An 18,885-nucleotide genomic window follows, 5' to 3' on the forward strand; every position below is an offset into this window, starting at 1 on the left:
GTTCGTTGAAATTCGGTGCGCTGCTTGCGGGCGGCGAAGATACGGTTTCCTGTAGAGTGAACGTCAATTAACGGTCTTGGTGTTCCAGACCAGCGCGAAGTCCTGTTTAGCCTTGCAGCAGGGGAATATCCCGGCCGGATTCCGTCCCAAGCGAGAGCGCGCCGAGCATCCTCCGGATGCGGGCCACCGGAAGGTCACGAACAAAGGCATTGATGTTTCGCCACAACTTCGCCTCTACAGAAGGAACACCCTACCTCAGAAGAGCGCCGCGCCCGGAGGGCGCGGAAAGGTAAGTAGCGAGAAAGACCCCACCTTTGCCTCAACCCCTCCCTCTGCACCTGCGGCCGCGCCAGCAAAAAAGCATCAGGCTTCTTGGCCTACAACCATACCCGGATCGCCAAAACGACCCCGAACACCGCAAGCGCCAGTGCGCCAAACCGCTGCACACGCCGCACCATCTCCGGCGTGAGGAACTCCCGCAACTTCCGGGCGCTGAGCACCTTGATGCAATCGGTAAGGATCACGGTAAGGATTAAACCGGTGTACACCGCCAGTGCAGCATCATCGGAGAGCTCCCGGTCATGAATCTGGGTGACGCTGAAAAACGACCAGAAAGAAATCGTAAACGGATTAAACAGGTTGATCCCGAAGCCCTGAGCGAAAGCGCTCAGTAACCCGCGGCGATTGGGTACTACGCGCTCTGCCGTGAAATCGACAGGCTCACGAAACCAGCCGACAATGGCGACGATGAGCAAGATTGCCCCGCCGATGGTACCGATTACTTTGGTAAGATAGATACTGTCGGAAATTTTGTCGAGCCCACCTAAGCCAAAATGGGTTGCGGCGGCAATAGAAACATCACTTATCCAAAAACCCATCGCCCCGGCAAACGCGGCTAAAGTCCCCCGCCGAAGACTCAGCTGCAACAACAATACCAGCAGCGGGCCCACCAGAAGCGACAGGACGAGGCCAGCACGGATGCCTTCCAGAAAATAGGTTGATGAATTAATAAGACTGATAGATTTATTATGCGCTCACGAGTTCAGGACAACAAAGGGGAACTGCTGGTAGCGTGACAGGGGAGACTTCGTACGCGAAGTTTCAATTCCATCACGCTATCGCTTTGTTTATTCCTCGTCGGCCAGGATTTGCTCCGCATGCACTTTGGTTTTGACTTTGGTGTAAACGCGGTCGATTTTACCATCCTCATCGATCACGAAAGTTGTGCGTAGAACACCATCGTATTCGCGTCCCATGAACTTTTTAGGTCCCCAGGTTCCGTAGGCATCCATCATTTCGTGCTCCTCATCGGCCAGCAGCGGCATCGGCAGATCGTGCTTCGCGATGAATTTGAGGTGCTTCGCGGGTTTATCCGGGCTCACTCCAAGAAGTTCATAGCCCTTCTCCTGAAGCTCTCCGAAGCTGTCCCGCAAAGAACAGGCAGCGGCCGTACAGCCGGGCGTGTCGTCTTTTGGGTAGAAGAAAATGATCAGTTTCTTTCCTGCATAATCAGAAAGAGAAACGGTGGTACCGTCCTGAAGAGTGCCGGTAAAATCGGGGGCGAGATCGCCAGGTTGTAATGTAGTCATGGCTAAAACAACAGCCGTCGGAGTGCAGAGTTCAGCAGTTTGGGCACGGCTTGCGGCAATCTCCCGGTAATCGGGCTTCTTCATTCTTATTTCTGACCGCAGCCCTACCTTTGCCTCATGCAACAAACATTAGTCTTTCTCGCTGTACTCATCGTGGCTGTAGCCATCTACTGGCCCATTCTGAAGAAAGCCCGTGGAGATATTTCGGCACGCTCGGCCGCAGGAATGGGCAATGGTCTACTGTTTGCCGTTTTGCTCATCCCGCTGTTCGGACCAATCATTTACCTTATTTTCCGGAAGAAGTTCTCGGTTAAATAGCGGAAAGTGCTCTTTCGGATTTGGCAACGTAATCCGCCAGGTACACATCAAGAGATTTGCGTTTATACTGCATCACAAAACGGGGATGAGAGAGGGGTATCACCTCTCCGAACCACCCGCGTTCCTCGTTGAGGGCTTTGAGGAATTTATAGTTTTTCCCTTCGCCGAGGCAGAGCAGAAATTCTCTCCGTGAGCCGAAACCGAGTTGAACATCGAAGTTCTCGATGATGCGGGGGCGGATGGCCTTTTCCAGCTTTTTGTCGTCGTAGTAATTGTAGTTCTTACCGTTTTTGGTAAAACCCAGAGGGCAGGCGGAGGTGATGTAAAAATCCTGGTAGAAGGCTTCGGGCCCTCCCATTTCGTTGATCCACCGGTAGATGAAGTCTGCGCTCAGTTCGGGCCGGCCGGTAAAGTTGTGCTCTATGTTGCACTGTTCGCGTAGCATCTTCGGCCCGGTGAAGGGAACACCCGTTACGCCCGCACCAAAGCGGCCGGGGTTGATGCCGGCTACGAAGATGCGGTCCCGGTTATCGGAGAAATACTTTTCGTAGAAAGCCTTCATGCAGGCCTGGGTATCTTCCTCGCCGAAGGGGTAGAGCAACTCTACACCTTTAGGCAACTTCCAGTCGGGCCGGAGGGTGTCGGTATGGTAGTTGAGGACGTGTTGAGCGAAGGTCATATTACTTCTTCCGGAAGAAAATAGAAATCGGCACTCCAGTAAAATCGAAGTTCTCGCGGATTTTGTTTTCCAGGTAGTTTTTGTACGAGTCCTGAATATGCTGCGGATGGTTGCAGTAGAAAGCGAAAGCAGGATAAGCAATCGGGAGTTGGGTAACGTACTTGATGCTTACTTCGCGGCCACGGTAGCTCGGCGGGGCGTAGCGCTCCATCGCCTTTTGCATCACCTCGTTGAGGCGGCTGGTAGGTATGCGGCGGGTGCGGCTTTCGTAAACCTGCATGGTGGCGTCTACCACCTTCATGATCCGTTGCTTTTCAAGAACCGACATGAAGATAACGGGAAGATCGTTGAAGGGCGCAAATTTCTCACGTACCGTTTGCTCGTAGTCGCGGGCAGTGTTGGTTTCCTTGTTCTCGATCAGGTCCCACTTGTTTACGGCAATTACGATGCCTTTGTTTCTGCGCTGCGCGATTCTGAAAATGGCGAGATCCTGACTTTCTATACCATCGGCGGCGTCGATCATCAGTACCACAACGTCAGCTTTTTCGATGGCTTTGATGGCACGCATTACGGAGTAGAACTCCAGGTTTTCGTAGACTTTAGCCTTCTTGCGAATACCCGCAGTATCGATCAGGTCGAACTCACGGTCGAACTTATTGTAGTGGCTGCTGGTGGTGTCGCGGGTCGTTCCGGCAATGTCGGTAACGATGTTACGCTCTTCGCCAAGCAGGGCGTTGATAAAGCTCGATTTACCCGCGTTCGGCTGACCAACGATGGCAATTTGCGGAATCTCCTTCGGCTCCTCTTCGCGGTTTTCGATATACTCAACTACTGCGTCCAGCATATCTCCGGTACCTGAGCCCGTTACGGAAGACAGGAAGTGCGTATGCTCAAAGCCCAGGCTCCAGAACTCGTTGGCTTCCAGCAGGCGGCTGTGGTTGTCGACTTTATTGACGACAAGCATCACCGGCTTATTTGTTTTGCGCAGCATACGGGCCACGGCTTCATCCAGGTCCGTCAGGCCGGTAGCTACATCAACCATAAAGATGATGACTGCTGCTTCGTCGATGGCAATTTCCACCTGCAGGCGAATGGCAGCTTCGAAAATATCGTCGCTTCCCCGAACAAAGCCACCGGTATCAACCACGGCGAAATCTTTTCCGTTCCAGGTCGATTCTCCGTACTGACGATCGCGGGTTACGCCACTCTGGTCGTCAACAATGCTCTGCTTAGTACCGATCAGGCGGTTAAACAGGGTTGATTTTCCGACGTTAGGCCGGCCTACAATTGCGACGATATCCATAATTTACTTGCTTCTGCTTTTGCTAACCAGTAGGAGGGGCTTCTGGTTGAGGGGCGCAAAGATACATCCTGTAACAACAAGCGCGCTCAAAATGCTATAAAGCAATTGTTTACCCCCTCACTACTTCTCATCCCCCGGCCAGAGAGTCGCGGGGGTAACAATAAGGCGCGCACGCAGGTGCAATGAATCGTTTTGAAAGGTGGTGGATGCCAATGCGCAGTATGTGTCCCGACATCCAAACCCGCCGTCTGCGTATATTTGCAGATGAGTTCTATTCTTCTCCACCTTTGAGGGGAAGCCGCCTAATTACATCCATAGTCCCAAATATCATGTTCTTCCTTCCTTACGTCCGCCGTGTCATCGCGGTGTTCTTCTTCATTGCTGTCATATCAGGCTCTGTTTCCTCCGCCGATTATTTTTGGGTTGGCGGCTCCGGCAACTGGTCAGACATCAGCCACTGGGCCACCACTTCGGGTGGCAGCACCACCCACGCCCAGGCCCCTACTTCCAACGACGATGTTTACTTCGATGCGAATTCCTTCTCCGGCCCCATGGAGATGGTAGTGCTGAATACTGATGTGAACTTCTGCCGCAGCATGAGTTGGTCGGGTGCTACGGGCAACCCTGTTTTTTTGGGTGGGCGCGGCGTTACGCTCAACATCTTCGGTTCCCTGGAGCTGATCGATGCGATGGACTACCGTTTTGACGGTACCTGTGTTTTTACCGGAACGACCGCGAACGACGTCGACTTCCGCGGCAATACGGCGGGTTACATCCTGGAGTTTGCCGGCACCGGAGAGTGGACACTGCAGGGAGACGTGGCCGTCGACTCCATTTTGCTCTTTAATGAAGGCACACTTCGCACCAGCGGCCGCGCCGTAACGACCAGGTATTTACGTACCGACAGTGACGCCCCCCGCACCCTCGAGCTTGGCGCAAGCACGATCACTATTACTGCCAACACCTGGCGCCCCTACCCCAACTCCTACGCCACCATCAATTCTCAACCCCTCTGGGTCGACGCCCGCAACCTGACGCTCGATGCTGGCACATCCACAATTGACCTCACCGGTAGCCAGGTTGATGTTTTTCTGGAAGGCCCCGGCACGCTGAACTTTAATGAGGTTGTACTGAGTGCCCCCGCTGGCTCTTCGAATATTCGCAACTGGACGGACCAAAATGGTTTCGCCTCCGAACCCACCGTGAGCTACAGCCGCCTCAACCTGCTGCACCGTACGCTTCTGGAAGGAGACTACACCATCGGAGAGTTAGAGCTTCACAGCGGCCAGCAGTACCGGTTCCTGAGTGGCGCAACTTTCACGCTTGGTGACCTGATTGCCAACGGAGACTGTCAGGGAACTGTGGACCTGAGCAGTACCGCAACAGATCCCGCCATCTTCTCTGCCTCCAGTCCCATTACGACCGACTATACTTCGCTACGCGCCATCTCCGCCACGGGCGGCGGTACTTTCACGGCCAATAATGCCATTGACCTGGGTAATAATGACGGCTGGACGCTCAATGCCCGGCCCAATGAATCCTTCTACTGGGTTGGTAATAACGGGAACTGGAACAACCCAAACAACTGGTCTTTCTCTAGCGGTGGACCGGTCAGTGGGTGCGTGCCTTCACTGGCGGACGACGTTTTTTTTGACGGCGCTTCCTTCGATGGTGCTAACCGCACCGTTACCATCAACGTAGAAAATGCGGCTTGCCGCAACATGAGCTGGGCCGGAGCGAGCTTTAGTCCCACTTTTGCCGGACCGAAGCAGAACCGGATGCAGATCGGAGGGTCCCTGAATTTTATTCCCGACATGGAGCACTCTTTCGAAGGCACTTATGTTTTCTCCTCTAACCTGACGGGCAACACCATTACAACCGCAGGACAGCCCCTCAACCGAAACGCCATTTTTGAAGGCAACGGAGAATGGATTTTGCAGGACTCTCTTTATGTTTACTTCGAACTGCAAATCAAATCAGGCATCTTCCGGACGAACGACCAGGCGGTGAGCACCAACTTTTTCTACTCCCGCGAGCCCAATCCCCGGGAAATCTACTTGGGCGACTCACGCTTAACCATTGAGTCTCGCCAGGATAGCTTCTACTACTGCGAGGTCAGTTTGCTCTCCGAAAACCTGCTGTTCGATGCAGGTACCTCTATCATTAATCTGGAAGGCGCGGACAACGGCAGCGTCAACGTGTACGGAGCAGACCCCATGGCCTTCAATGTCATCAATTTTTTCATCCCTCTCGCCAGCTTCTACCAAAACATCTTTGATCCTGCCTTTAACCCAACGGTTATTGTGGACTCTATGTCCTTCTACAATTCAGGCTTTCTTGCTGGCAATAACGCAATAAACTACCTGCAACTCGCCCCCGGCCGTACTTATGAACTGCGGGCCGGAGACCAACAAACCATCGATGAACTAGTCTCTAACGGCAGTTGTGCAGACGGGCTCACCACCATCATTTCTGATTTTCCCGACCAAACAGCGCAAATCTCACTGCCTCCGGCGCAGACCTTTGAGCGTTTGTACCTCCGCGACATCGAGCTTACCGCCGGTGCACCGGCTATTGCAGATGCCTCTGTTGACGGCGGCGGAAATACCGGCTGGCAAATTAACCAGGAAACCAACCGTACACTCTTCTGGGTTGGCGGCGATGGCGAGTGGTTCGACCCCGCCCACTGGTCGCTCACCTCCGGCGGAGCCGGAGGTGAATGTGTACCGACAATGATCGACGATGTGATTATCGACGAAAACTCCGGTGGCGCAATCGATTTTGCAGTCAACAACAACAGTGATCGGTATATCAACTGTCACGATATCAACTGGACGCCGGGGCTGACCAACCTCAATTACTTCAATGGCAACAGAATGAGGATTTCGGGCAGCTTCACCAATGAAGGCAACATGAATTTAGGAGCTTACTGGGTGTACTTTTCCGGGACCTCCAATCATACGATCACAACCGGAAACGCCCGGTTCTTCGATTTCATCTTCGAACAAACCGGTACTTACACTTTCCTGGATGATTTTCTGGGAGCGAACCTCATTCATCAGCGCGGCAACATCAATTTCAACGACCTTACCGGCGATCTGGATCGGTTTACTGTTGTGCAAAGTCCGGCCCCGAAATTCATAAACCTGGGAGACGCACATCTTCGCCTCCACTGGAATTATGACGGTTTTACCGGTGCTTTTTCGGCCTACGGAGCAGCTAACGTAACCATCGACCCCGGTAATTCGCTGGTAGAACTCACTGGCACTTCGGGGGCCGTCCGAGCTGATCACGGTGTGACTTTCAACGACGTCCTCTTCAGCAACGCTTCCGGCAACGGACTGTTCGTCCAGGAAGAATCTGCGACCATCGACGTAACGGCGAGCTCCGTCATCTTCAATGGCAACGGCAGACTCGATCTGGAGCTGACCACAGACACCCTTATTTTTGCGCCGGGTAAATCGTACACCTTCAAAGCCGATGCCGACCAAACGATCAACAAGTACTGGCAAACAATCGGTAACAACTGTACGCCCATCGCATTACAGTCCAGCATCAATGGCACACAGGCGCGGGCGCAGGTGCCGGGCGACGGTAAAATCATCGCCGATTTTGTTCAGATGAGGAACATCACCGGAGTAGGCGGTGCCGACTTTTTGGCCGGATCACGAAGCACCGACATTGGCAATTCAAACGTAAACTGGCTCTTCGAAACAGCGCCTCAGTTCCAGACCGTCGGGTTTTTAGGGCAGGACCGTGCAATCTGCGAAGGAGAAGACATAGTATTGGACGCATTCAATTTCAGCCCGGGAGAGCAATACCTCTGGCAGGACGGCTCTACGGATTCGACCTTCACTACCGACCAGTCGGGGACTTTCTTCGTGGAAGTAACGTTCCAGAACTCCTGCCTCATCCGGGACACCATCACGGTCCTCGACGCCCAGGCCTTTGAGGTCGACCTCCCCGAAGACCCGGTCATCTGTACCGGCGACACCCTGATTCTGTCGGCCGACTCCGGCCTGAACTCGGCCGATTACCTCTGGCAGGATGGAAGTACTGAGCCTACCTTCAGTGCGTTTGCCTCCGGCCTCTATAAAGTTACCGTAGACCTCGGCGGTTGTCTCAAATCAGACAGCACAATGCTGACGGTTCTACCCTCTCCTACCGTCGATTTGGGCGATGACCGCGTTGTCGCCTGTGCGGGGGAAGATTTCACCCTCACCGCATCCGTTGACGCCGATAACTTTATGTGGCAGGACGGAAGTACGGAGACCACTTTCACCGGAGATCAGCCCGGCATATATTTCGTCGAAGCCAGCAACGGGCAGTGTTCCGTACGGGACAGCGTTGAAGTGGTCTACGTGACCCCAAACACCGTCAACCTCGGCAACGACTCCACCCTTTGCACAGCACCTGAGCTCTTGCTTGATGCCGGCAACCCCGGCTACACCTACCAGTGGCAAGACGGCAGTACCGGACAAACCTTCACCGCCACCACTTCCGGTCAGTACTTCGTCACTATCGACAGCGCCGGCTGCACCTCCAGCGACACCATCAATTTGGTCTTCCCCCGCTTCGACGATCTGGATGTGGTGGACGGTTACGAAATTTGTGAAGGGGAGACCTTCCGTCTCACAACCCAGGTGCCAGCCGATGCTATCCGCTGGAGCAACGGGCAAACCGGACTTAATTTCAGTACAGCCACCGAAGGAATTTTTACGGCAGAATTTGATTTCGGGCCTTGTACACTGACCAAAGACTTTGTGGTTGATTTCCTCGCCCCACCCGTAGTTGAGCTGGGGCCGGACGTGTCTGAATGCGAAGGCATCCCCGTCGTTCTCGATGCGGGCATAAGCGGAGTCTGGCAGGATGGCTCAACCTCTTCCTCCTTTACTACTCTGGAGGCGGGTCAATATAAAGTGATCGTCACCGATGGCCCCTGTGTGGTTGCCGACAGCGTGAATGTGAGTTTCCTCGCGGCCCCGGAGTTCTCCCTCGGCGACGACCAGGAGGCCTGTGAAGACGATCAACTCATGGTTTCCGTCTCCCCCGCCAACCTCGGCCTGATTACCTGGGACGACGGCGAGATGGACGTTACCCGCACCTTCACCGAGAGCGCCCTTCGCTTCGTAGAGGTGGAGGACGCCAACGGTTGTATTGCCCGCGACTCGGTCCTGCTTACCTTCCACGCTCCACCGGTGCTCGACCTGGGACAGGACACCACCGTTTGTGACGACGAGGCTTTTACACTACAAGCGGTTGCGGGCGTAGGCAACCTAACCTGGTCAGACGGCTCTACCGGACCAACCTACCTCGTTCCTGCCCCAGGTACTATCCGCGCCTTCCTCGAAGACGATTACTGCACCGTATCCGACACCGTAGAGGTAGCTTTCCAAAGCTGCATCAAATTCGACGACTACATGCCTACCGCCTTTTCTCCTAACTTCGACGGGATCAACGATGAGTTCGGCATGATGTACAATGACCGGGTTGAAATCCTTGAGTACAGTATGGAAGTTTTTGACCGTTGGGGATCCCCCGTATTCCGCTCTGAGAGCATCGATGACCTTTGGGACGGCACCAAAGACGGTGAACAGGTAGAGATCGGTGTCTTCGTTTACGTCATCGAGGTTGTTTACCGTGATGACCGGGAGACCGGGAGCCGGGTTATTTCCGGAGACGTAATGGTAGTCCGCTGATCTCGCTTCACACGTATCCAACTGCATGCATTCTTGCCGGACTTCGCCCTGGTCAAAGCGAAGTTTCCGGCAAGCGTGTACTATCGGAGTAAACGGAGGTTCATGCCCACGGTCACGTGTGTAGCTAATAAGCCATACTTCTACGTACAGCTTCTGTTTTTTCCTTCCCCGCAAACTTCTCGCATAGGTAAAGCCCCAGCGTAAGGGAAGAGGCGACTGCTCCGGCGGTGATCACTGCCCCGTCATCAACAAGGTCTTCCCGGACGACTTCAGCGCAGAAGGGTTCAAGAGTTTTGTACTCGTTGAAGTGGGTAGTTGCGCGGTGCCCTTTCAGGAAACCTGCAGCTCCGAGGAGCAGGGCCCCGGTACAGACGGAAGCTTTTAGTGGCACATCGGTCGCAGTCTGGAGCCAGGCAGTAAAAGCCGGGTTGTCTTTCAGCATCCGGGTACCGAAGTCTCCGGGCACGACGATGAGGTCGTATTTGCTCAGATTTGGACATACGTGATCCACTCCGATTTCGAGGCCGAAGGAATCGTTGATTGTGGGCGTCAGGGCGCAGGTATCCCAACTGAAATCAGGCAGGTGCCCCTGAGATTGCAATCTGCTGAGTGGATCGTACACCCCAACGAAGTCGAGGAGCGTAATGTCGTTGAACAAGATATAGGCAGCGGTCATGTGTAGGTTTTTAATCGGTCGGTGCAGGCAGGGTTCCTGATTGACGAAGCCAGCACTGCAAACGCCCTTTGCACCTGCGGCCGCGCCCAAGAAAAAACCCCTCTCCCGAACCGCGGAAGAGAGGCTATCCCAAAAACCGATTTAAGCTCTTGCCCGTTGCCGGAGTACGCCAACGGAGGTGCCATTCACGGGGGTACGTGAAGACAGCATAATATTTTTGTAGGTAGATAGCAATGTGTCACGGAGGGAGCAACACCGGAGAGCCCAAAACTTAACTCGCGCTCGTACAATGAAGTAGGAGCGCGAGTCAAAGATAAGTACTTAGCAACAAAATTACAATTCGGGCGCTTTTAGCGACGATTGTCTTCGATTGCCTTCTTGTTACGATTCTCCTGAATCGACTTACGGTCGATAGAATAACCGACGGTAAATTCGTGGCTACCGTTGTTGTAGCTCTGGAATTCACTGAAGCCCAGGTCGTAGGAATAGTAAAGTTGCAGGCCGTTGATTTTGGTACCAAGCAGCATTCCCAGGCCTCCCAGATTCCGGTAAGAAAGCCCGGCGATGAACTGGTCGTCAAGAAAACCTGCCTGAATGTTGAAATCCATCATAAAAGGAGCTTCCTGCACATCACGAAGCATGAGGCTCGGGGTAAGGTTAACGTTCAGTTCCTCGATGCGGAAACGATGGCCCAACAGAAACGTAAAGTTGAAGCCTTCGTCGGTAGTGGTCCCGGAAATATCGCCCAGGCGCTTAGCGACCAGGTTGTTGATGGTGAAGCCCCCAAAGGTATTCTGGAGATAGCTGCCATAAATGCCGATGCCCGCGTCGAATTCGTTCTTCCCGTCCAGATACTCCTGAATAGTTTGATCTCCCGGTTCGTAACGGGGATTGTTGATAATATCAGCATCGAGCGTCAGGCGCTGAAACTCAGTAAAGAAGCCGAACGCCGCCTGAAAAGCGGGCACTCCTTTTACTTCTTCACCAAAGCCGAAGCGGAAAGCCACGTCGATTTGGCCCTTCAACCGCTGGATGCCGGCTGCTTTTTCGGAAAACACCCCGGCACCGATACCAAAGTTGGTACCGATGGGCCCGTTGAGTCTGGCAGCAACTGTTTTGGGAGAATCCTCGAAACCAGACCACGCCGCCCGGGCGTTGAGCTGGATGGTGTACTCATCAAGAAATCCAGCGGCCGCCGGATTCAGAATGATCGGGTTCTGAACGTAATGATTAAAGACGGCTTCGTCCTGGGCCGTGAGCGGGGCCAGGGCTACCAGGAATAAAACCAGGGTGGGTAGCATTTTTTTCATCGGAAGCGTTGTTTGCGTTTTTGGGAGGGATGGTATGAAAGGCTTCCCGGAACCAGCAGGGTGTGCAGGTTCCGGGAAGAAAAGTAAAAGTTAGTCACGAAGGATGGTTAAAGAACCGCGTTGCTGCATCTCTTCACCGAGCATATTCGTGAACTCAAAAATGTAGTAGTAAGGGCCGTCGGGCAGGAAAGTACCGTCGTTGGTCATCCCTTCGAAGCAATTAAGGCCACGGTCGTCGTCGCTACAGTCGTAATCGGTCGCCCGGTACACGAGTTGTCCCCAGCGGTTGAATACCTGAAGGTTGTTGTTGATGGCTTCAACGCCATCGGAACAGGTAATCACGAAGGCCTCGTTGAGGCCGTCTCCGTTCGGCGTGATTACGTCGCGTGCACTCAGGCAGGGGAAACGGCGGTCAAGAATCTCGACCGTCATGGACACGGTCTGGCAGCCGTTATCGTCGGTAACTTCAATGGTGTAAACACCCGGACAAAGCCCTTCGGCAAACGGATCATCGCCCTGGTTAGGCAGCTGAGGGAAAGTATAGCGGTAGTTCCCGCTTCCGCCCAGCGGGAGGATGCGGATGCTGCCGTTACACCCTTCGGTTGCATCGATGGCTTCGAAGGTAATTGCCAGGTCTTCCGGTGCAGCCAACGAGTAAGACTCGGTGCTGCTACAGTCGTTACCGTCCGTAACGGTGACGTCGTAAGTGCCCGTCCCCAGGCCGGAAATCCGGGAGGTAGTCGCTCCGGTAGACCAGGTAAAAGCATAAGGCCCCACACCTCCTTCGGCTGCAACTGAAATGCTGCCGTCAGTTGTGCTCCCGCAACTGATGGGGGTAATCGTTTCGTTCAACTCCAGGGCAGGAGGTGCAGTAACTTCAATCGTCCGGTTGATTTCACAGCCTCCGGCGTCAATTACCGTGGCGGTATAAACCCCAGCCACCGCGTTCGTCAGCACGCTGTCCACACCTACCATTTCACCGTCCAGAAGGAACTCGTACATGAAGTCTCCCTGTCCGCTGATCACGATTACGATGCGGCCGTCGGCGGCATCGGCGCAACTTACGTCAAAGCCGTTGTAGTCAGACGGTACACTAACGGAAACGCTGAATCCGGAAGAAATCCCAACGGAGTAATTCTTAACGAGCATCGCACCGGTTGCATCGGTGATGGTCAGGGTGTAATCTCCTGCAGTTACGCCATCGGTCACGTCGGAAGCGATAAGATCCTCATTGGTAGAGATGACTTCAGCGGCGCCGACGCGGGTCCAGGCAAAGGTATACGGCATTACTCCTCCGGTAATACTGACGTCGATGCCTCCTTCGGTTCCGTCGGCACAGGCTACATCGCTGACAGCAACGAGTTCTTCGTCTATTCTCCCAACGGTTACTGATTCGGCCTCAAACGTACAGCCATTGGCATCCGTGATGGTCGGGGTGTATACACCTGCGCAAAGCAAACTGCGGGTTGCTCCCGTCATTCCATCGTTCCAAACGACAGTATACGGAGCCGTTCCACCGCCAATTGTCAGGCTGATCATGCCGGAACATCCGGCAGCTTCTGTATCTGAAGTAACAACAGGAGTTGCCGAAATAGCTTCCGGTGTCGTTACGGTCACGACCGTATCCAGAGTTGCTCCCTGATCATCGGTAATAAAGATGGTGTAGGTACCTCCGCCCAGTTCCAGGCTGATGTTGTCATCAGTGAAGGTTTCCATAGTTCCCAGCGGAGCGATTCGTACGGCGAACGGCGCTACACCGTTGCTGATCAAGATCACAACGGTGCCGTCGTCAGAATCTGAACATGACGTGGCTGTTGTGCTTACACTCAGGATGCTGGCCTGCGCGGAAGTAACAGTGTAACACCGTGAAACGGTACATCCGCTGTCGTCCATCACAGTTACGCAGTACTGACCGGAAGAAAGTCCGGTACGGTTCTGAGTGGTAGGTCCGTCGTCCCAGACAAAAGTATACGGAGGGCTTCCTCCCGAAGGAGTCAGGGTGATGGCACCATTGTCTCCTGATGTTGCCGCCGTAACAGTACCAGGAATTAGGATAGGTTCCGGAGTATCTACGGTAACGGTCTGGGCGGTTTGGCACTCCCCACTGGTGATTATTACCTGGTAGTCGCCGGGGGCGATGTCGCTCAGATCCTGATCGGTCGAGATCGTTGTTCCGTTCATACTCCAGACATAATTATAAGCACCGTTTCCTCCGGTCACCGAGATGTCGATGGAACCATTGTCTTCGCCAAAACATCCCTGATCGATAATGGTAGACGTAATTTCCACGTCCCGGATGATGCCGAAGCATTGCATATCCTCACAATCGTTATTGTCAGTAACGGTGAGACAGTATGTTCCCGCTTCCGTAACGTCGTTGATATCCTCCATGGAAGAGGTATAGCCGTCAGGCCCGGTCCAGGAATAAGTGAAAGGAGCTCTGCCCCCGGTAACTTCGATGGTAACTCCGCCCGGAGTATCACTCGTAATTTTGAAGGGCGAACCTGCAATATTGAGAACAGACGGCTCACCCACCATGATGTTGTTCAGGATGCGCGCACACCCGAAGCGATCGGTTACCGTCACGGAGTACGAACCGCCGTCCAGACCAGTTTGCTGGTTAACGCCCTGCCCATCGCTGCCTTCACTCCAGTCGAAGAGGAAAGGTCCGTTGCTGCCAATGGTAGCAATAGTGATCTGACCATCTTCCTCGCCCGCACAGCTTACGCCGCTTACGCTGGCAACTTCAATCGCGAAGGGCCCCGGATCAGTCAGGGTGAAAGAGTCTTCAGTTGTTGCGTTTCCGTTCGTAATGGTTACAGAATATGTACCCGCCGACAGACCAATAGCGGTCTCGGAGTTAGATACGTTGGGCGACCACTCGTAGGTGAGGCCTGTTCCTCCACTTACGTTGAGGGAAATGGAGCCATCGGCTCCACCTGCACAAACCGGATCATTCAGGGTAGAACTGATGATTACAGGGGCCGTTGTTCCGTTCACCTGACCGTTGAGGAGGGTAAAGTCATCAACAATGTCGTTTACGTCTTCAAATTCTATCGGCGTGGGAGCGTCGCTGAAAGTGACGAGCGTAAGGTCGGTAGAAAGTACCCGGAAACAAATCGTAAATACCGCTGACCCGTCGGGCACAGTAGTTCCGTTCGCCAGGTTATCGGCCCACGCAACCCGTAGAATACCGGGAGGAGAGTTATTTACTGCACCATCGGAGAACCCGGGGTAGGCGTAGTCTGGTCGTGTACCGATATACTCTAATTTAGTTGGGTCATAACTGATGGTGTACTGGAAAGACACCAGATCGATTGCCTCGTAAGCGATAATCGGCAAACAGATTTCGTCTCCAATTGCAGCCTGAGCCGAGCCAATCTGGAATGTAAGCCCGTCGGTGGTTGGAGCATCCGGGTTGATTGCACCACCGGATGGAATTACTCCTACGGCCTGGTTACTGCCGTTGCGCGCAAGAATCGTTGCGGGACTGTTCGCAAAATTAATTGGGGTAACCGCCACGCGATCTACCGTAAAGCAGAAACTTGCAACAGAGTTCCCGTTGGGGATCGATTCTCCCGAGCTGGAAGGAGAGGTCCAGTTGAACACCACCGTACCGGCACTCGGGGAGGTAATGTTTGCTGCAGAAATACTGGACAAGCCGTAGTTGGTTGACCCAGCAAACGTCACCATAGAAGGATCATAAGTAAGCGAGAAGCTCAGGTTGGTCAGGTTGGTGAAGTTGGTCGCAGGTAAGTTGACGCACACTTCGGTTCCCGTTAGCCCGGAAGCCGATCCGAGAGAAAGAACCAGGTTCGGGGGTGGGCCGGATCCACAATCTGTTTCTCCGGCATTGATGGTACCACTTACACGGTCGATCGGGTCGATGGCCTGGTTGTCCGGGCCTGCGGCCCGGATCCGGAAGGAAGGCAGGTCGTCAGTTATCTCGATGGAAGTCTCACACTCCTGCAAGACGTTGAAGCATACGTTCACGATGCTGTTCCCATCCGCAACGGAATTGTTCCCTACGTTAGGATCGAACCAGATTGCCCGCAAAATTCCCGGCTCAGGATTGGCGACCTGAAGACCAGAAAGTTCTCCTGTTCCCATTCCGCTGGTGAACGAGAGCATTTCCGGATCGTAGCCGATCGCGAACTGCAAACTGGCGAGGTCTGTAAGGTTGAATACAGTAACGTCAATGCAGACTTCGGTTCCTTCTGCACCAGCACCACTTCCGGCCACGAGGGTCAGATTGTCGAAGCTCACCGTTCCCTGAATAGTGCCGGGGTTGGTCGTTGTGGTGAGTGTATTGCCGCCACCGTCGGTAACACTAATGTTGGTCAGGTTTACGCTTGTGGGGTCTCCGTCTAACAGGGTGAAGCAAACCGTAACGAAAGCCTGACCGTTGCTTAATGTCTGTGGCGAGGGAGCAGTGTAGTTGATAACCACCTGCCCTGGTGTACTCGTGTTGATGTTGGAAGCTCCGAAGGAGGCGAGCATTGAGTTGCCGGTTACAGACTCCAGGCTCAGCGCAGAGGCGTCGTAGTTGAGCGTCATGGAAACGCTACCGAGGTTAGTGAAGTCACGAACCGCAATGTTCACACAAACCTCTTCACCGACAGCGGCCATGCCACTACCGACATTGAAGCGGGGAGAAACGCCCGTCGGACAAGTATTCGGACAGCTGCCCCCACAATCAACACCTGTTTCATCGCCATTCATGATGCCGTCGTTACAGGTAACACAGGGCGCACAGTCGGAGCCGCCACAATCGATGCCTTCTTCGTCGCCATCCTTGATTCCGTTCGTACAGCTAGGCTCGGCGGAGCAGCCGTTTACCATTCCGTCGTTCGCAACCGGGGCCGGTACGGAGAACATTCCGGTGGTGTTACTTCCCCGCAGGTTATCTGCGTCGAGGATTGTTGTTCCGCTGGTCTCATTCGTAAAGCAGATTGTACCGATAGAGGTTCCATCTTCGACAGTGATCCCCGAAAGATCTGCATTAAAGAATACCAGGCGGATATTTCCGTCGGATACGTCGTTGCCCTGAAGTTCTGAGCCCAGCACAGATGACGAGAAGCTTTCGAATTCGAGGTTAGCTCCGGGATAGAAAATATCCATCTGAAAACCAACGATATCGGTAAAGTTACCCACGAAGAGGTCAACACAAGCCTGACCATTAAGCGCAACATCACAAGCCTGCCCTACACAAATCGAGAAGGCGTCGGTGTCTGCACCGCAATCCCCACCGGTCATGCCGCCGCAAGGAGCACAGTCGGGGCCACCACAATCAACACCGGTTTCACTACCGTTCATAATACCATCCGAGCAAGTCGAGGTAGTACCACAGTTCTGGTTTACCGCGCCGGGGCTGGTAACCGCCGGTAGCCGGCCGCCCACAGTGTTGAATACCCGAAGGGTAGTTCCGGGATTCCGGAAAGTAAGCGGGGTGGCAGTAGTGTTCTCAACATCAAAGCAGAGTTCAAAAGCAATTTCAGTAGGGTCAAGACTTACACCAGTAAGGTTCGGGTCGTTCCATACCAACGTTACAACGCCATCTGCAGAACTGCCGGCCGTTGCACCGTTTTGCAGGCTGGAATGCGCCGTAAAGCTGGCGTAATTGAGGTTACCCACAGCAAATTCCAATGAGAACTGCAGGCCGCCGAGGTTGTCGAAGTTACCGACCATTACTGGTACGCAAACTGTGGTACCTGCGTCCGCGCAAACACTTCCTATACATATTTCCACGTCGGTGGTGCCTTCACCACATTCGCTTACCGGGCAAGCCGTACAGTTGGGTCCTCCACAGTCGACACCGGTCTCTCCGTTGTTCTGGATGCCGTCATTACAGGTTTCACAGGGAGCACAGTTCGGCCCTCCACAGTCGATGCCGGTCTCTCCGTTGTTCTGGATGCCGTCATTACAGTTGTCTCCACCAGCGCTACAACCCGCTGCGTTTACGGTTCCATCGTTACCAATCGGGCCAATAACCGTTCCGTTGGTATCTCCTACTTGCAAAGATGCTACTTCTACCACGGTAGGGGAAGCCGTCTCGTTTGTGAAGCAGATGGTTGCAATAACAGTGTTGTCCGGAAGCGATTCACCGCTCTGGTCGCTATCGATGTAAATGGCTCTGATGTCGCCATCTGCATTCTCGTTGAGTTGCAGTGCGGCACCAAGTGCCGACGGAGAAGTAAAGCTCGTATACTCCAGGTTCGCAGCCGGGTACTCCAACTCGAACTGAAGCCCGGTGATATTCGTGAAATTGCTTACGGTTACATCGAGGCAAAAAGCACCGTTGACCGGGATGTCACAGGCATCTTCGATACAGAGGTTGAACTGGCTGGAACCAGCGCCACATTCCGCAGCCACACACGGCGCACAGTCTGGGCCTCCGCAGTCAACACCGGTTTCATTACCGTTCTGGATGCCGTCGCTACAGGTTGCCGTCGGACAAGCCGCACAGTCGGGGCCGCCACAGTCAACGCCGGTTTCATTACCGTTCTGGATACCATCCGAACAGGTTGGCATTCCGCCGTTACAACCGGCGGCGTTTACCGTACCGTCGTTGCCAATTGGGCCGATAACGGTTCCGTCGGTATCTCCTACCTGTAACGAAGCCACTTCAATTACGGTAGTCGAAGCAGTCTCGTTGGTAAAGCAAATGGTTGCGAGTACAGTATTGTCCGGAAGCGATTCGCCGCTCTGATCGCTATCGATGTAAATAGCTCTGATGTCGCCATCTGCATTCTCGTTGAGTTGCAGTGCGGTACCAAGTGCCGACGGAGAAGTAAAGCTCGTATACTCCAGGTTCGCAGCCGGGTACTCCAACTCGAACTGAAGTCCGGTGATATTCGTGAAGTTGCTTACGGTTACATCGAGGCAAAAAGCACCGTTGACCGGGATGTTACAGGCATCTTCGATACAGAGGTTGAACTGGCTGGAACCAGCGCCACATTCCGCGGCCACACACGGCGCACAGTCGGGGCCTCCGCAGTCAACACCGGTTTCATTACCGTTCTGGATGCCGTCGCTACAGGTTGCCGTCGGACAAGCCGCACAGTCGGGGCCGCCACAGTCAACGCCGGTTTCATTACCGTTCTGGATACCATCCGAACAGGTTGGCATTCCGCCGTTACAACCGGCGGCGTTTACCGTACCGTCGTTGCCAATTGGGCCGATAACGGTTCCGTCGGTATCTCCTACCTGTAACGAAGCCACTTCAATTACGGTAGTCGAAGCAGTCTCGTTGGTAAAGCAAATGGTTGCGAGTACAGTATTGTCCGGAAGCGATTCGCCGCTCTGATCGCT

At 53.9% G+C, this 18,885-nt stretch carries 9 protein-coding genes; 2 read left to right on the plus strand and 7 right to left on the minus strand.

Annotation, left to right across the window (positions count from 1 at the left end; all coding sequences use genetic code 11):
* Window positions 1-377 precede the first annotated feature (377 nt).
* Window positions 378-1,019, minus strand: coding sequence for a LysE family translocator (locus FUA23_RS10785; RefSeq protein WP_147930753.1), 642 nt, complete (start codon window positions 1,017-1,019; stop codon window positions 378-380).
* 108 nt (window positions 1,020-1,127) lie between these two features.
* Window positions 1,128-1,589: a thioredoxin-dependent thiol peroxidase gene (gene bcp, locus FUA23_RS10790; RefSeq protein ID WP_147930772.1), complete on the minus strand. Its 462-nt coding sequence runs from the start codon at window positions 1,587-1,589 to the stop codon at window positions 1,128-1,130.
* Window positions 1,590-1,706: 117 nt separating this feature from the next.
* Here bcp and FUA23_RS10795 point away from each other — a divergent pair, with 117 nt between their 5' ends.
* Window positions 1,707-1,907, plus strand: coding sequence for a hypothetical protein (locus tag FUA23_RS10795; protein ID WP_147930754.1), 201 nt, complete (start codon window positions 1,707-1,709; stop codon window positions 1,905-1,907).
* On the opposite strand, the gene FUA23_RS10800 is transcribed toward FUA23_RS10795, so the two are convergent.
* On the minus strand, window positions 1,900-2,586 hold the full coding sequence (locus FUA23_RS10800; RefSeq protein WP_147930755.1) for a uracil-DNA glycosylase family protein: 687 nt from the start codon (window positions 2,584-2,586) through the stop codon (window positions 1,900-1,902). The genes FUA23_RS10795 and FUA23_RS10800 overlap by 8 nt on opposite strands.
* Before the next feature lies 1 nt (window position 2,587).
* Window positions 2,588-3,892: a ribosome biogenesis GTPase Der gene (gene der, locus FUA23_RS10805; protein WP_147930756.1), complete on the minus strand. Its 1,305-nt coding sequence runs from the start codon at window positions 3,890-3,892 to the stop codon at window positions 2,588-2,590.
* A gap of 326 nt (window positions 3,893-4,218) precedes the next feature.
* Between der and FUA23_RS10810 the strand changes: the two genes are divergently transcribed.
* The gene (locus tag FUA23_RS10810; RefSeq protein WP_187270971.1) at window positions 4,219-9,588 is read left to right on the plus strand and encodes a T9SS type B sorting domain-containing protein; all 5,370 of its coding nucleotides are present in this window, start codon (window positions 4,219-4,221) and stop codon (window positions 9,586-9,588) included.
* A 124-nt stretch (window positions 9,589-9,712) separates the two neighbouring features.
* On the opposite strand, the gene FUA23_RS10815 is transcribed toward FUA23_RS10810, so the two are convergent.
* The 3 genes from FUA23_RS10815 to FUA23_RS10825 all read right to left on the minus strand — a co-directional run bounded on the left by FUA23_RS10815 (window position 9,713) and on the right by FUA23_RS10825 (window position 18,795).
* On the minus strand, window positions 9,713-10,264 hold the full coding sequence (locus tag FUA23_RS10815; protein ID WP_147930758.1) for a DJ-1/PfpI family protein: 552 nt from the start codon (window positions 10,262-10,264) through the stop codon (window positions 9,713-9,715).
* 350 nt (window positions 10,265-10,614) lie between these two features.
* A complete protein-coding gene (locus tag FUA23_RS10820) occupies window positions 10,615-11,574 on the minus strand; it encodes a PorP/SprF family type IX secretion system membrane protein (protein WP_147930759.1) in 960 nt (319 codons plus the stop codon).
* 90 nt (window positions 11,575-11,664) lie between these two features.
* Window positions 11,665-18,795, minus strand: coding sequence for a cohesin domain-containing protein (locus tag FUA23_RS10825; protein ID WP_147930760.1), 7,131 nt, complete (start codon window positions 18,793-18,795; stop codon window positions 11,665-11,667).
* Between the last annotated feature and the right edge of the window lie 90 nt (window positions 18,796-18,885).

The organism is Neolewinella aurantiaca (genome assembly GCF_008014675.1).
In the GTDB taxonomy this organism is placed as follows: Bacteria; Bacteroidota; Bacteroidia; order Chitinophagales; family Saprospiraceae; genus Neolewinella; species Neolewinella aurantiaca.

What these genes read in the sequence shown, in the direction of transcription:
- bcp (WP_147930772.1), bottom strand. Translation starts at nt 1,589, where the DNA reads ATGACTACATTACAACCTGGCGATCTCGCCCCCGATTTTACCGGCACT.
- FUA23_RS10795 (WP_147930754.1), top strand. Translation starts at nt 1,707, where the DNA reads ATGCAACAAACATTAGTCTTTCTCGCTGTACTCATCGTGGCTGTAGCC.
- FUA23_RS10800 (WP_147930755.1), bottom strand. Translation starts at nt 2,586, where the DNA reads ATGACCTTCGCTCAACACGTCCTCAACTACCATACCGACACCCTCCGG.
- FUA23_RS10810 (WP_187270971.1), top strand. Translation starts at nt 4,219, where the DNA reads ATGTTCTTCCTTCCTTACGTCCGCCGTGTCATCGCGGTGTTCTTCTTC.
- FUA23_RS10815 (WP_147930758.1), bottom strand. Translation starts at nt 10,264, where the DNA reads ATGACCGCTGCCTATATCTTGTTCAACGACATTACGCTCCTCGACTTC.
- FUA23_RS10820 (WP_147930759.1), bottom strand. Translation starts at nt 11,574, where the DNA reads ATGAAAAAAATGCTACCCACCCTGGTTTTATTCCTGGTAGCCCTGGCC.